The 14,776-nt window shown below is 72.3% G+C and carries 10 protein-coding genes and 1 pseudogene; 8 read left to right on the top strand and 3 right to left on the bottom strand.

Annotated features, from left to right (window positions below; all coding sequences use genetic code 11):
- Positions 1–53: 53 nt before the first annotated feature.
- Positions 54–1,004, bottom strand: coding sequence for a LysR family transcriptional regulator (locus D1369_RS36770; protein WP_007380148.1), 951 nt, complete (start codon positions 1,002–1,004; stop codon positions 54–56).
- Positions 1,005–1,054: 50 nt separating this feature from the next.
- Between D1369_RS36770 and D1369_RS36775 the strand changes: the two genes are divergently transcribed.
- Positions 1,055–1,750 (top strand): type 1 glutamine amidotransferase domain-containing protein, encoded by a 696-nt coding sequence (locus D1369_RS36775; protein ID WP_007380147.1) that lies wholly within the window; start codon positions 1,055–1,057, stop codon positions 1,748–1,750.
- Positions 1,751–1,858: 108 nt separating this feature from the next.
- A complete protein-coding gene (locus D1369_RS36780; protein WP_037903071.1) occupies positions 1,859–2,194 on the top strand; it encodes a hypothetical protein in 336 nt (111 codons plus the stop codon).
- Between the two features lie 96 nt (positions 2,195–2,290).
- On the opposite strand, the gene D1369_RS36785 is transcribed toward D1369_RS36780, so the two are convergent.
- The gene (locus D1369_RS36785; RefSeq protein WP_037899035.1) at positions 2,291–3,526 is read right to left on the bottom strand and encodes an MFS transporter; all 1,236 of its coding nucleotides are present in this window, start codon (positions 3,524–3,526) and stop codon (positions 2,291–2,293) included.
- Positions 3,527–3,733: 207 nt separating this feature from the next.
- Between D1369_RS36785 and D1369_RS36790 the strand changes: the two genes are divergently transcribed.
- The gene (locus D1369_RS36790) at positions 3,734–4,648 is read left to right on the top strand and encodes an AraC family transcriptional regulator (RefSeq protein WP_007380144.1); all 915 of its coding nucleotides are present in this window, start codon (positions 3,734–3,736) and stop codon (positions 4,646–4,648) included.
- A 280-nt stretch (positions 4,649–4,928) separates the two neighbouring features.
- Here the strand turns inward: D1369_RS36790 and D1369_RS36795 are convergent, their stop codons facing one another.
- Positions 4,929–5,705, bottom strand: coding sequence for an IclR family transcriptional regulator (locus tag D1369_RS36795; protein ID WP_037899033.1), 777 nt, complete (start codon positions 5,703–5,705; stop codon positions 4,929–4,931).
- Between the two features lie 178 nt (positions 5,706–5,883).
- Here D1369_RS36795 and D1369_RS36800 point away from each other — a divergent pair, with 178 nt between their 5' ends.
- From D1369_RS36800 to D1369_RS36815, 5 genes and pseudogenes are all read left to right on the top strand, one after another.
- Positions 5,884–7,221: a gluconate:H+ symporter gene (locus D1369_RS36800; protein ID WP_037899030.1), complete on the top strand. Its 1,338-nt coding sequence runs from the start codon at positions 5,884–5,886 to the stop codon at positions 7,219–7,221.
- Positions 7,222–7,266: 45 nt separating this feature from the next.
- A complete protein-coding gene (locus D1369_RS36805; RefSeq protein WP_118082865.1) occupies positions 7,267–8,595 on the top strand; it encodes an enolase C-terminal domain-like protein in 1,329 nt (442 codons plus the stop codon).
- A 53-nt stretch (positions 8,596–8,648) separates the two neighbouring features.
- Positions 8,649–8,853: pseudogene (locus D1369_RS43195) on the top strand (hypothetical protein); the annotation flags it as partial.
- 124 nt (positions 8,854–8,977) lie between these two features.
- A complete protein-coding gene (locus D1369_RS36810) occupies positions 8,978–12,184 on the top strand; it encodes an amidohydrolase family protein (protein WP_118082866.1) in 3,207 nt (1,068 codons plus the stop codon).
- 151 nt (positions 12,185–12,335) lie between these two features.
- Positions 12,336–14,774, top strand: a complete 2,439-nt coding sequence (locus D1369_RS36815) for a SpoIIE family protein phosphatase (protein ID WP_118082867.1) — start codon at positions 12,336–12,338, stop codon at positions 14,772–14,774.
- Positions 14,775–14,776: the final 2 nt, after the last annotated feature.

Here is a 14,776-nt window from a genome sequence, read left to right on the forward strand (position 1 = left end):
CCCGCCCCCGCCCCCGGTCACCGACCCCGCGCGTGGCCGCTGCCGCCGCCGGGCTACCAGTCGCGGGCGGCTTGCAGCAGGTGGTCCCGGGTCAGTGCCACGTGGGGGTTGCCGGAGGTGCCGGGGCGTTGTACCAGGAAGGCCGTGTTGATGGGCGGGTCGTCGGGGTCGTGCAGCAGGGCCAGTGCGCCCGACGCCAGCTCCCCGGCGCACAGATAGCGGGGGAGCACGGTGAATCCGGATCCCCCGACCACTGCGGCCTTCACGCCGTTCAGGTCGGGCATGGTGAGGGCCGGCTGCCGTACCAGGCGTCGGCCGAAGACGTGCCGCCAATAGCGCCGCACGATCGGCAGGTCCTCGGCATAGGCGATGAGCGGGACGCCGTGCAGCGCGGCCGCGAGGTGTTCCGGTGCGCCGATCCGCCGGGCCCAGGCGGGGGCGGCGACCAGGACGAACTCCTCGTCGTTGAGCGGCAGGGCCGTGAGCGTGCGGCCGCGTGGCCGGAACGTGGCGATCACCAGGTCGTGGCGGCCCGCGCGCAGGTCGTCCAGGAGCGGTTCGGTCAGACCCGGCGTGATGCGCAGCCGTACGCCCCTTTCCACCAGGTGCGCGAGCCCGGGCAGGACGCACCGGGACAGCAACTCGGCCGGGCCGGCCAGGTGCACCGGCTCGGCCGGGCCGTCCTCCGCGCTTCCGGTGGCCCCCGCCACCGCGGCGAGCGAGTCCAGGGGCTGCACGATCCGGGCGGCGAGCTCGTCCGCGTACGGCGCCGGGGTCACACCCCGCGCCCGGCGCTCGAACAGCTCGCGGCCCAACTGCCGTTCCAGAGTGCGGATCTGCGTGGTGACCGTGGGCTGGGACAGACCGAGGAGACGGGCCCCGGCGGTGAAGGAACCGGTGCGGTACACGCTCAGGAAGGTCCGCAGCAGGTTCAGGTCGAGCGGCACCCCGACGGCCGGCCCCGACCCCGCGTCCTCGGAGCCATTGGTGTTCCTATCCCTCATATGCATGAGCCTATTGGATTTCTATAGCAGGGCAGGGCTACGGTTTCACCATGTCGAAGATCCTCTTTGTGATGACCGGTGCCGACCAGTGGACCCTGGCCGACGGCACCCAGCACCCGACCGGCTTCTGGGCCGAGGAGGCCGTCGCCCCGTACGAGGCCTTCAAGGCCGCAGGCCACGAGATCGTCGTGGCCACCCCGGGCGGGGTCGTGCCGACCGTGGACAAGGGCAGCCTCGCGGCCGAGGTCAACGGCGGGCAGGAGAACGCCGACCGTATCGCCGGGGTGCTCACCTCGGCCACCGAACTCCAGCACCCGGTACGGCTGGACGAGGTGAACCTCGACGACTACGCGGCCGTCTTCTACCCCGGCGGCCACGGACCGATGGAGGACCTCGCGGTCGACGCGGACTCCGGCCGACTGCTCACCCGCGCCCTGGAGAGCGGCAAGCCCCTCGGGGTCGTCTGCCACGCCCCGGCCGCGCTGCTCGCCGCCACCAGGGCGGACGGCTCCAACGCGTTCGCGGGCCGCCGCGTGGCCGCCTTCACCAACGCCGAGGAAACCCAGGCGGGCCTCGCCGACAAGGCGAAGTGGCTGCTCCAGGACCGGCTCACCGAGGCCGGCGTCCAGGTCGAGGTGGCCGAGCCGTGGGCCCCGCATGTGATCGTCGACGGCAACCTGGTGACCGGGCAGAACCCGGCGTCCTCCGCGCCGCTCGCCGCCGAACTGCTGAAGAAGCTGGGCTGAGCGATACGCGCGGTGCCTGACGGAGCGGCGGGCGGCCGAGCGGGGCCGAGTCTCTGAAGCTCCTCAAGTCGCTTGTCGCACACGGAACATGACGCCACGATGTTCCGCATGCCGGGAATCGCGGGACTGAACAAGAAACACGACTTCGTGCTGCTCGTCCGGGACTCGGACGTCGTCGGGGCCGCCCTGCGCCAGGCGCTGGACGAAGCCTCGCCCGAGGAACGCCCCGGGCTGGAACGCGCCGTGGCGCTCGTCGAGTCCACCGCCTCGGCCCACGAGACCGTGCTGCGCGCCCGCTGGGTCCGCTCCCGGCTGGCCGCCGTCGGTTTCACGGGCGACATCAGCTCGGTCGCGGCGGTGCGGGCACTGCGCAAGGCGGAGCCGAAGCTGAGCCTGTTGGCGGCCGTGCAGTTGCAGAAGGAAGCGGTGGCCCATCCCGGGTGAACCGGCGTGAACCGGCGTGATCCGGAGCGCTCCGGATGGGCCTGCCTGGCCCGTGCAACCCGGAGAGCGGGGTCGCCGGTCCGCCCCCGTCCGTGGTCAGCCCGCTGCCGCGCGTCGGGTCAGCGCTGCGATGACCGCGGCGGTGGCGGCGAGTGCCGCGACGCTGGTGAGGGCGGCGGGGAGAGAGAACCAGTCGGCCATGAAGCCGATGGCGGGCGGGCCGAGGAGCATCCCGCCGTAGCCGAGGGTGGAGGCGATGGCGACCCCGTCGGGCCCGGCCAGCCTGCCCGCACGCTCGACGGCGACGGGGAAGAGGTTGGCCAGCCCGAGCCCAGTGATCATGAAGCCGAGCAGCGCCACCCAGACGGAGGGGGCGAGGGCGCCGAGCAGCATGCCGAGCGCGGCGGTGGTGCCGCCGCCCACGAGCGTGCGGGTCTGGCCGAGTCGTTCGAGCAGCCTGGTGCCGGTCAGCCGGCCGATGGTCATGGCCAGCGCGAAACACGAGTAACCGACCGCCGCGACACCAGGCGTGGCGTCCAGGTCGTGCTCCAGATGCAGGGCACTCCAATCGGCCAGGGCTCCCTCTCCGTAGGCCGTGCACAGGGCGATCAGGCCGAAGGTGACGACGAGGCCGCGGGTGCGGGGAGGGGCGGGGGCGGGGTTGCCCGGGAGGTGACGTGCGGACATCCGCTCCGGCTTGTCCTGCGGGGGCGTCGGGGGCGTCGGGGGCGTCGGGGGCGGCGTGGGCGTCGGGGGCTCGATGCGCAGCAGGGTGCGGCCCGCGACAACGGTGACCAGCAGTCCGATCACGGTGAGACCGAACAGGTGCCACGTGGGGGACAGGCCACCGGCGACCAGCCCGCCGAGCCCGGCACCGAGCATTCCGCCCAGGCTGAAGGCCGCGTGGAAGCTGGGCATGACGGGCCGCCGCAGCGCGCCCACCAGATCGACGGCGGCGCTGTTGAACGCGACGTTGATGCTGCCGTACGCGGCACCGAAGACCAGCAGCACGGCGCCGAGTGCCGGCGCGGAGTGGGTCAGCGGCGGCAGGGCGACGCTGAGGGAGAGCAGAACCGCGCAGACGACGGTGACCCGGTGGGTGCCGTAGCGGCGGCACAGCCGTCCCGTGAGCATCATGGTGATCACCGCGCCGGCCGAGACACCGAGGAGGGCGAGGCCGAGGGCGCTGGCGGAGGCGCCGGTCTGCTCCTTGATCGCGGGGATGCGCACGACCCACCCGGCGAAGACGAAGCCGTCGAGGGCGAAGAAGACGGTGAGGGCGATACGGAGTCGGGTGAGGGAGCTGTCCGGCACGGCTATGCGTGGTCGCATTTTGTTTATCGGCGGCACAAACTCAGCGTAGGCGTGTGCTCGATTGTCGGCAAGGGTGTTCGGGTGAGCGGGGGGTGGGGGTGACCCTCATGATCGTGCGCGGTGGCGTTGGATGCTGGATGTCACGGAGCTGTCAGGCGGTGGGCTCAGGGCGGTTCCTTGTGAGTGGGAGGAGCGCTCCAGGTGGTTCTTGGCGCACGTGATGACATGGCGGGTGCGGGTGCGGGTGCGGGTGCCGGTGCGGTCGAGATCGCGCGGCTCGGTGGGCTGTGGCGGGTGACACGGCCCTGGCATCCGGGGTTACGGCCGTACTTACGCAGCTACGTCGGTTACTGGGAAGCGGTGGCCACCCCGTACGAGGCTCGACTGGTGCCGACCGGGCGGGCGACCTTGTTGATCAGTCTCGCGGAGCCGTTCTCGCAGGTGCGGCGGTTGGGTGTGCGGGGCGGGGGCAGCGGGCGTATCGGGTCGCTCGTGGTGGGGCTGGAGGACCGGCCGGCGATCTGTACCCATCCAGGCGGCCAGGAGGCGATCCGGGTGGAGTTCACGCCACTGGGCGCGTACCGGCTGTTCGGCATGCCGATGAGTGAGTTGACGAACCTGGCCGTCGATATACGGGACGTGCTGGGGCCCGGGGCCGGCGTGCTGGTGGAGCGGATGACGGCCGCGCCGGACTGGGCCGCCAGGTTCGACCTGCTGGACGCGGCCCTGCTCACCCGGCTCGAGGACGGCCCGCTGCCCGCGCCCGAGGTGGCGCAGGCATGGCACCTGCTCTCCGGGAGCGCGGGGGCGATCCCGATCGCCCGGATCGCCGCCGAAGTGGGCTGGAGCCAGGGGTACTTGAGCCGGCGGTTCACCCAGCAGATCGGGCTCGCTCCCAAGGCGTCCGCGCGGGTGCTCCGCTTCCGCCGCGCCGTTGCGTTGCTCGGTCGCGGGGCCGTGAGCCTGGCCGAGGTCTCCGCGGCCTGCGGCTTCTACGACCAGGCGCACCTCAACCGCGAGTTCCGGGCCATCGCCGGGACCACGCCAGGGCGGATGGTGGCCGCGCGCCGGGTGGAGGGGGCGATGGCTCTGTCCGGGAGTGCACATTCTTCCAAGACCGCGACGGCGGCGGGCCGATAACGTCCCCGCTGGCACCACCGAAGGCCGGTCGGATGGCGCGGGGGATCGTCCGACCGGCCCGGGCATCCGCAGAGCCCGAAGGAAGCACCGGCCGCGGCCGGGCCGTCTCCGCCGACTCGGGAACCGGATGGGCCGTCAACGGCGCCCGGCAGCGCAGGAGTTCGCCCGCTCTGTGCCATGGAGTCTCTCCGGGGCAAGGACCCGACGATGCCAGAACTGCCCATGGTGTGTGGTGGGCGACCGCATGGGCACAGCGTCCGGTCCACGGGCGCCCTCACCTTCACCCTTGGCCGTGCAGCAGCACCGCCGATTCGATCTTCGACCGCATCTCCCGCATCACGGCCACGATGCGCACCTCGTGGTCCCCCGTGAGCCGGGACACCGGCACCGAGCAGCTGATCGCGTCGACGGCAGGTGTCTCGTAGCGCAGGGCGAACCCGAACCCGGCGATCCCGGCGACCGTCTCCTCCCGTTCGGCCGAGTAACCGCGCGCCCTCACCTCGGCGAGATCGGCCAGCAGAGTGGCTCGGCTGGTATGCGTGTTGGCTGTGAAGGCGTTCAACGGACCGTCGCCGAGAGGGAGTTCGTCGTCCGGGCGCTCCGCGAGCAGTGCCTTCCCCAGCGCCCCGGCGTGCGCGGGCACCCGCCGGCCCACACGGCTGATCGTGCGCAGGTACTCGTGCGACTCGCGGGTGGCCAGGTAGACGACGTCCGCACCGTCCAGCCGCGCGAGGTGGATGGTCTCACCGAGTGCGTCGGACGCCTCGTCGAGATACGGCCGTACGGCGCGGACGCGCAGGTCGCTGTCCAGATAGCTCGTGCCGGTGAGCAGGGCGCGGATCCCGACGCTGTAGAGGGACCCGGTCGCGTCGGTGCGGACCCAGCCGCACTCCACGAGCGTCTGGAGGAGGGCGTACATGCTGCTCCGGGGGACGCCCAGCGCCTCGGAGAGTTCGCGCAGTCTCGCGGGCCGTTCACCCCGGGCGGCGAGCAGTTCGAGCACCGCGACGGTACGGACCGCCGACTTGACCTCGGGTACGCCTGGGCGCTGCGACATGGGCCGATCGTAAGGCGATTCGCGCAGACCCATTGACCGTTGGCGATTCATGCATCTAGCCTCCGTCCTCATATGTAGACGATGTCTTTGTATGAGGATCGTGTTCAGTGGGATGACTTCGCGGAGCACCCCGGTGACCTCTCCTCACCGCCCTGCCAGTTCAAGGGAGAACTGACACATGCCGCTCGTCGTGGTCGGGATCAGCGTCCTGGTCCTGCTCTTTCTGATGACGAAGCTCAAACTGAACGGCTTCGCAGCCCTCCTCCTGGTCGCCGTGGGGGTCGCCCTGGTCCGGGGCATCGGTCTCGAGGACATCCCGGACGTCCTCTCCGAGGGGATCGGGGACCAGATCGGCGACACCATGCTCACCATCGGGCTCGGTGCCATGGTGGGCCGCGTGATGGGGGACTCCGGGGCCGCCCAACGCATCGCCGGCAAGCTCCTCGACGTGTGCGGACCGCGCTGGGTGCAGGTCGCCATGGTGCTGTCGGCGATGCTCATCGGCGTCACGATGTTCTACGAGGTCGCCTTCGTGATCATCGTGCCGGTCGCCTTCACCCTCGTCAGGGTCACCCGGACGAACCTGCTCTGGGTGGGGCTGCCGATGTCGATCGCCCTGTCCACCATGCACAGCTTCCTGCCGCCCCACCCCGGCCCCACGGCGGTCGCGGCCACCTTCCACGCCTCCGTCGGACTCACCCTGTTCTACGGCCTGTTCATCGCCGTTCCGGTCGGTGCGTTCATCGCGCTGCTGTGGCCGCGCCTGCCCTTCGTCCGGCGGATGAACCCCGAGATCCCCAAGGGCCTGGTCAGCGAACGGGTCTTCGAGGAGGAGGAGATGCCGGGCATGGGCTGGTCGCTGGCGGTGGCGCTGCTGCCCGTCGTGCTGATCGCCGGTGCCGCGGTGACCGACCTGGCCACCTCGGGGGACAGCGCCGGACTGCACTTCGTCGCGTTCATCGGCTCCGCGCCCATCGCCCTGCTGCTCACCCTGCTGGTCGCCGCCTGGGTGTTCGGGCCGCGCATGGGGCGCAGCCTCGCCGACGTCAGCACCTCGTGCCGGGAGGCGGCCCAGGCCATGGCGATGATCCTGCTGGTCATCGGAGCGGGCGGCGCCTTCAAGAACGTCCTGGTCGAGGGCGGGATATCCGACTACATCAAGGACGTGTCCGACGGCTGGTCCATCTCGCCGATCATCCTGGCCTGGCTGATCGCGGCGATCCTCCGCATCGCCCTCGGCTCCGCGACCGTCGCCGTCGTCACCGCCTCCGGCGTCGCTCTGCCGCTGCTCGCGGGCAGCGGGGTCCACGCCGAGGTCATGGTGCTCGCGGTCTCCTGCGGGTCGATCGCCTTCTCGCACGTCAACGACCCGGGATTCTGGATGTTCAAGGAGTACTTCAACCTGTCCGTCATCGACGCGATCAAGGCGCGCACCACGTACACGACGGTGCTCGCGATCCTCGGCCTCGGCGGTGTACTGGTCCTGGAACAGGTACTGGACGCCCTGAAGGTCTGACGCCCCCACTCATCAGAAGACTCACCAGAAGGACACCGCACCGCAATGAGCCAGCCCGTCGTCACGAAGTTCTCCGTCCACCCGGTGGCCGGCCGGGACTCCATGCTCCTGAACCTCTCCGGCGCCCACGCCCCGTACTTCACCCGCAACATCGTGGTCCTGGAGGACTCCGAGGGACGCACCGGCCTCGGAGAGGTGCCGGGCGGTGACGGCATCACCCGGACCCTCCGCGACGCCGAGAACCTGGTCGTCGGTGCCCGCGTCGGCGACTACAAACGCGTCCTGCGCACGATCCACGACACCTTCGCCGACCGCGACTCGGGCGGCCGCGGCGCCCAGACCTTCGATCTCCGTACGACCGTGCACGCGGTCACCGCCGTCGAGTCGGCGCTGCTCGACCTGCTCGGACAGCACCTCGACGTCCCGGTCGCCGCGTTGCTCGGCGACGGCCGACAGCGGTCTGCCGTAAGGGTCCTGGGCTATCTCTTCTACGTCGGCGACCCGGACCGCACCGACCTCGGCTACGTCCGTGAGCCCGGCGCCGACGTCGACTGGTACCGCGTCCGGCGCGAGGAGGCGCTGACCCCAGAGGCGATCGTCCGCCAGGCCGAGGCCACCTACGACCACTACGGCTTCCGCGACTTCAAGCTCAAGGGCGGTGTCCTGCCGGGCGGCGAGGAGGTGAAGGCCGTACGCGCCCTCAAGGAACGGTTCCCCGAGGCCCGGATCACCCTCGATCCGAACGGCGCCTGGTCCCTGCGCGAGGCGGTCGAACTGTGCCGTCCGCTCGTCGGCACGCTCGCCTACGCCGAGGATCCCTGCGGGGCGGAAGGCGGTTACTCCGGCCGGGAGATCCTCGCGGAGTTCCGCCGGGCCACCGGGCTGCCCACCGCGACCAACATGATCGCCACGGACTGGCGGCAGCTGACCCACGCGCTCGCTCTGCAGTCGGTGTCCATCCCGCTCGCCGACCCGCACTTCTGGACCATGCAGGGCTCGGTCCGGGTCGCCCAGTTGTGCCACGCGATGGGCCTGACCTGGGGCTGTCACTCCAACAACCACTTCGACATCTCGCTGGCGATGATGGCGCACTGCGGTGCCGCCGCCCCGGGCGAGTACAACGCCCTCGACACCCACTGGATCTGGCAGGAGGGCATGGAGCGGCTCACCGTCGAGCCGCCGCGGATCACCGGCGGCGAGGTCGCCGTCCCGGACACGCCCGGCCTCGGGGTCCGGCTGGACCGCGACCGGCTCCAGGCCGCCGAGGAACTGCACGAGAAGGTGGCCTCGGCGGGCCGTGACGATGCCGTGGGGATGCAGTACTTGATCAAGGACTGGACCTTCGACGCCAAGCGTCCCTGTCTCGTGCGCTGAACGGGGCTGGCGAGGGTCCGTCGCCGGATGCCGGAATCGTTGAGTTCATGCGCACGAGCTCGGGCTGGTCCTCGCCAGGCCGGGCGACAGCGACCTCACCGAGGTCCACGTCCCCGGACGACGGTTCCTCGGCCAAGTTGTCCACCGGTGGCGGGCACTTCTGGCCCTGCGGCCCTCAACTACGAGAAGGAGTTCTCCAGTACGGCGGCCGAACGCCACGTGCGGATCGTCGCCGCGATGGTGCGTGACGGTCTGTGATCTGAGGGGTTGATGTCCGGGGGCCAAAAACCGCCCCCGGACACGGTGTTCGGGCGCAGGGCCGGTCCCTGAGGGGAAGGGCCCTTGTCGTCCGGCACCCCACCCGCGCGCACCGGAGGCCCCCTTGGACATCCACGGCACACCCGACACTTCCTGGCCCGGTCCCCTCTCCCGCCGCAGATTCCTCCAGGCCGCCGGCGTGACCGCCACCGCCGTCGCGGCGGTCGGTCCACCCGCTGTGGCCGCCTCAGGGGCCGCCCCCTCCCACCCGGCCACCCTCACCCTGACCGCCGCCACCGGCGGTTCCGCGACGCTCTCCCCAGCCGGTGACCGTCTCGTCGCCGAAGTGCAGAACGTGCTCTGGTCGATCCCGCGCACCGGTGGCACCGCCGTCGCGCTCACCCCGCCCGGCCTCGAACCCACCCGCCCGCAGTTCTCGCCCGACGGCAGCCGCCTCGTGGTGTGCTCCTACAGCGGCGGCGGCTTCCATCTGTGGACACTGCGCCCCGACGGCAGTGAGGTACGTCAGCTCACCGACGGACCCTGGGACGACCGCGGCCCCGCCTGGTCGCCGGACGGCACCCGGATCGCGTTCGCCTCCGAACGCGGCGGCGACACCGTGACCGGCAGCCCGTACCGCGTCTGGGTCGTCGACGTGCGCTCCGGAGCGCTGACCCGGCTCACCGGACGCCCCGGACAGCAGGGCCCGGCACAGGGCGGTGTCTGGGAGGACTTCGACCCCACCTGGTCGGCGGACGGCGAGCGCGTGCTGTTCGTGCGGGCGGCCGTCACCGCCGCGGGCACCCTGCGGGCCGACACCGTGGCCTCCGTCGCCGCCGACGGCTCGGGACCGGTCACCGTGGAGCACACCGACGACTCCGGCGCCCAGCTGATGACGCCGGCCGTCTCACCGCGCGGCCGCCTTGTATATCTGCGCACCACGCCCGCGCCCACCGCCTCCTGCACCCTCGTCGTGGACGGCGCGCCCGTCACCGTCGACGGCGACGTCCTGCCCGCCCCGCCCCGCTGGACCGACGGCGAACGGCTCCTGATCGCGGTGGACGGCCACTTCCGCCTCCTCGACCCCGAGGCGCCCGCGGCGGGGGAGGAGATCCCGTTCACGGCCACGATGCCGGTGGAACGGCCCCACTACCGCGGCAAGGCGTACGACTTCGAGGGCACCGGCATCCGGCGTGTGCGCTCACTGCACTTGCCCGCGCTCTCGCCCGACGGCCGCAGCGTCGCCTTCGCTGCTCTCAACTCCCTATGGACAGCTGGGACTTCGGGCGGGCGCCCACCCCGCAAGGTTCTTCAGGTCCCGCACACACGCTATGTGCTGGGACCCACCTGGACACCCGACGGCACGGGTCTCCTCTACGCGGACGACCGGGACGGACTGTTCGCCGTGCGGCGCCGCGACCTCGACTCCGGCGAGGAGACCGTGCTCGCCGACGGCGGCCGGGTGCTCCCCGCGCTCTCGCCCGACGGGACCCGGCTGGCCTGCCTGGACATGTCCGGCAACCTGGTCGTGCGCGACCTGCCCGACGGCAGCGAACGGACCCTCGTCGCCCCGCTCGGCGCGGGCGGTCTGCCCGGCCGTCCCAGCTGGTCTCCCGACGGACGGTACATCGCCCTGTGCGACCGCAACCGGCTCAACCAGCGCTTCCGTGAGGGCTACAACCTCATCCGGGTCGTCGACACGACCACCGGCACCGCCGCCCTGCACGCCCTCGCCCCGCACACCTCCCTGTCCGACCGCTACGACTCGGGCCCGGTCTGGTCGCCGGACGGCCGCTGGATGGCCGTCATCGCCGAGTCCGCCCTGTGGCTGCTCCCGGTCCGCGCGGACGGCACCCCCGAGGGGAAACCGCGCCGCCTCACCACCGAGCCCGCCGACCACCCCTCCTGGTCGGCCGACGCCCGCACCCTGCTCTACCTCTCCGCGGGCGCCCTGCGCCTGATCGACGTCCGCAGCGGCAAGTCCCGTACGGTCAAGGTGCCGTTGGACTACCGGCGTCCCCGTCCCGTCGACACCCTGGTGCACGCCGGCCGGTTCTGGGACGGCACCGGACCGGACGTCCGCGAGGACGTCGACGTCCTGATCCGTGACGGCCGTATCGCGGAGGTCTCCCCGCACCGCGCCGGGCGGCCGTCCGCACGCCGGTTCGACGCGAGCGAGCGCACCGTGCTCCCGGGACTGTGGGACGCGCACACCCACCCCTGGCAGAGCACCTACGGCGGCCGCCAGACCGCCCTCCAGCTCTCCTACGGCATCACGACCGCCGTCTCCCTGGGCGGCTTCGCCTACGAGCAGGCCCGCATCCGCGAGGCCGTCGCCGCGGGCGCCCTCGCCGGGCCGCGGCTGCTGGCCACCGGCGAACTGCTCGACGGGGCCCGGGTCGCCTACAGCATGGGCCGCGCGCACCGCACCCCCGAGGGGCTGCGGCGCTCGCTGGCGCGCGGGGCGGCGCTGGACTGGGACTTCGTGAAGACGTACGTCCGCGCCCCGGGCTGGGTGATGAAGGAGGCCACGGACTTCGCGCACGAACGCCTCGGGGTGCGCAGCGGCAGCCACCTCTGCACACCGGGCGTCCAGCTCGGACAGGACCTGACGACCCATCTGCAGGCCACGCAGCGACTGGAGTTCGGGCACGCGACCTCCGCCACGGGCCGCGCCTACCAGGACGTCCAGGAGATCTACACCGAGGCGGGCTTCCACCTGATCGCCACCCCGTTCACGGCGCTCGCCCTGCTGGGCGCCGACCCCGCGCTCGCCGCGGACCGCCGGGTCACCACACTGATGCCGCCGTGGGACACCGCGCTGGTCCGTCAGCAGTCCGGACAGCCGCCCACCGCCGCCCAACTCGCCACGCTCGACCGGGAGCTGGCCGTCTACCGACGTATCCTGGCCGACGGCGGGCTCGTCGCGCTCGGCACCGACCAGCCGCTCGTGCCGGTCGGTCTGCATCTGCACCTCGCCCTGCGGGCGCTGCACCGCGCCGGGCTCTCGCCGGCCGAGACCCTGCGCACCGCCACCGTGCTGCCCGCCCGCGTGTTCGGCGCGGGCGCCGACCTGGGCACGCTGGAGGAGGGCAAGCTCGCCGATCTCACGGTCGTGGACGGTGATCCCTTCACCGACTTCGACACCCTGATCCGCACGGTGGCGGTGCTGCGCGGGGGTGTGCCCTTCGAGCAGGCGGACCTCGTGGACGCCTTCGAATCCGCGCGGCGCTCCGGCGCGCGGTCCGATGCTTCGTCCGCTACGGATTGGCTCGAGGTGAGCCGGCAGCTGCGGCGCGAGGGCTGCTGCGACCCGGGGAGCGCGCCGTGAGAGAAGCGAAGGGACACGGAGAGACAGGCAGCAGTGCGATAGCGGTCTGACGCCTGCGTGCCCACGGGACGCCGGGTCTGACTTGTCCGATTCCGGTGCGGCGCGCAGTCTGGGTCTGTGAGGCACCTCACCGCGCGCGAATAGAGCAAGAATGGCCACATTCGATCAAGGGAACGGTCACAGCCGGTGGTCATCGGATGTCGCGACGGTCACCCTCGGCCTGGACGGCGTGGTCACAGGGTGGAGCGAAGGCGCTCGACGACTGCTGGGCCACCATGCCCCGGAGGTCGTAGGGCGCCCCGCGGTCGATCTGCTCCTCGGGGCGGGAGCTCCCGAGGCGACCGGGCTCTCCCTCACCGGCGCCCAGGAATGGCGGGGCACGGCGGCACTGCGGCATCGGGACGGCCACCGCGTCACCACGACCCTGCACGCCCAGCCCTCGCTGGACGTCGACGGCAGGGTCCGGTCCTTCGTCGTGGCTCTCTCCCCGGACCCGGGCCCGCCCCTGGTGCAGTGGGCCTTCGACCAGTCCTCGATCGCGCTCTCGACCCACGCCACGGCGTCCGGCGCATGGCAGCGGAACGCGGTCGCGCGGGGCGGCGGGGAGCGCGCCGCCCTGACGGGCGGTGAGCGGCGGGCGCCGGCCCTCGCCGACGAAGGCTTCCTCCGGTGCGTGCGCCGGGTCGCCGAAGAAGGGGCCCCGCTGCGCTACGAGTGTCTGGCCCCGGAGCCGTCCTGCGGCCCCGGAGCCCCGTCCGCCGTCCTCCTCAGCTCGGCCCGTCACCGTGCCTGGGTCATCGAGCTGTGGCCCGTCCGCGACCCCGGCACCGGTGAGGTCGTCGGGGTGGGCACCGCCGCGTTCGACAGCAGTGACCAGCACGCGGCCCGGCAGCGGCTCGCCCTGTTGCAGGAGGCCGGCACCCTCATCGGCACCACCCTGAACGTGGCCCGCACCGCCCAGGAGCTCGCCGACCTCGCGGTGCCCCGCCTCGCCGACTTCGTCAGCGTGGACCTGCTCGACTCGGTGCTGCGCGGCGAGGAGCCGGTACCGGGACCGGTCGACGCGGCCGTGGTGCTGCGCAGGGTCGCCCATCAGTCCACCGCCGAAGGGGAGGACGTCCCCGAGGCCGCCATCGACCTCGGCGACATGGACACCTACCCGCCGTTCTCACCGCCCGCCCGCTGCCTGGCCGACGGCAAACCGGTGCTCAGCGGCGTGGACGACCCCGACTTCGCCGCCTGGATCGCGGGGCACGAGCGGCGCACCGCCCGGGTGGCGGAGTTCGGGTTCCACTCCGTCATGGCCACCCCGCTGCGCGCCCGGGGCATCACCCTCGGCGTCGCCGTCTTCACGCGTAGCGGCGGCTCCCCGCCCTTCGAGCCGGACGACCTGATCCTCGCCGAAGAACTCGCCGGCCGGGCGGCGGTCGGCGTCGACAACGCGCGCCGCTACACCCGCGAACGCACCAACGCCCTCACGCTCCAGCGCAGCCTGCTGCCCCGGGACCTGCCCAAACAGGCGGCCGTCGAAGTGGCGTACCGCTATCTGCCCGCGGGGACCGGCGCGGGCGTCGGCGGTGACTGGTTCGACGTCGTGCCGCTGTCCGGCACCCGCGTGGCCCTGGTCGTCGGGGACGTGGTCGGACACGGCATCCACGCCTCCGCCACCATGGGCCGGCTGCGCACCGCCGTCCGCACCCTCGCCGACGTCGACCTGCCCCCGGACGAACTCCTCACCCACCTGGACGACCTGGTCGCACATCTCGCCACGGACCTGGAGGACATCCACCCGGACGAGCCCTACCTCGTCAGCGGCGAGATCGGCGCCACGTGTCTGTACGCCGTCTACGACCCGGTGTCCCGCGTGTGCACCTTCGCCAGCGCCGGTCACGTCCCGCCCGTCGTGCTGCTCCCCGACGGCACGGCCCGCGTGGTCGAGCTGACCCCCGGCCCGCTGCTCGGGGTCGGCGGGCTGCCCTTCGAGTGCACCGAGCTGGAGTTGCCCGAGGGAAGTCTGCTGGCCTTCTGCACCGACGGCCTGGTCGAGGCGCGGGAGCGTGACGTCGGCCTGGGGCTCGACCGGCTCTGCGAGGTCCTGGCCGGTCCCGTCACCTCCCTGGAAGCCACCTGCGACACCATCCTGAGGGCCCTGCTGCCCGCGAGTCCCTACGACGACGTGGCCCTGCTCCTCGCCCGCACCCGCGCCCTGCACGCCGACCAGGTCGCCGCCTGGTCGCTGCCCTCCGACCCGGCGGTCGTGGCCGACGCCCGGGCCCAGGTCACCCGCCAGCTCACCGCGTGGGGACTGGAGGAGGCGGCGTTCGTCACCGAGCTGGTGGTGAGCGAGCTGGTCACCAACGCCATCCGCTACGGCGCCGTACCGATCGGCCTGCGGCTCATCCGTGACCGCACCCTGATCTGCGAGGTCTCCGACGCCAGCAACACCGCCCCGCATCTGCGCCGTGCCCGCACCTACGACGAGGGCGGTCGCGGGCTGCACATGGTCGCCCAGCTCACCCAGAGCTGGGGCACCCGGCAGGGCCCCATGGGCAAGACCATCTGGGCCGAACAGCCCCTCCCGGCCGGCTGACC

This window comes from Streptomyces sp. CC0208, assembly GCF_003443735.1.
Classification (GTDB): Bacteria; Actinomycetota; Actinomycetes; order Streptomycetales; family Streptomycetaceae; genus Streptomyces; species Streptomyces sviceus.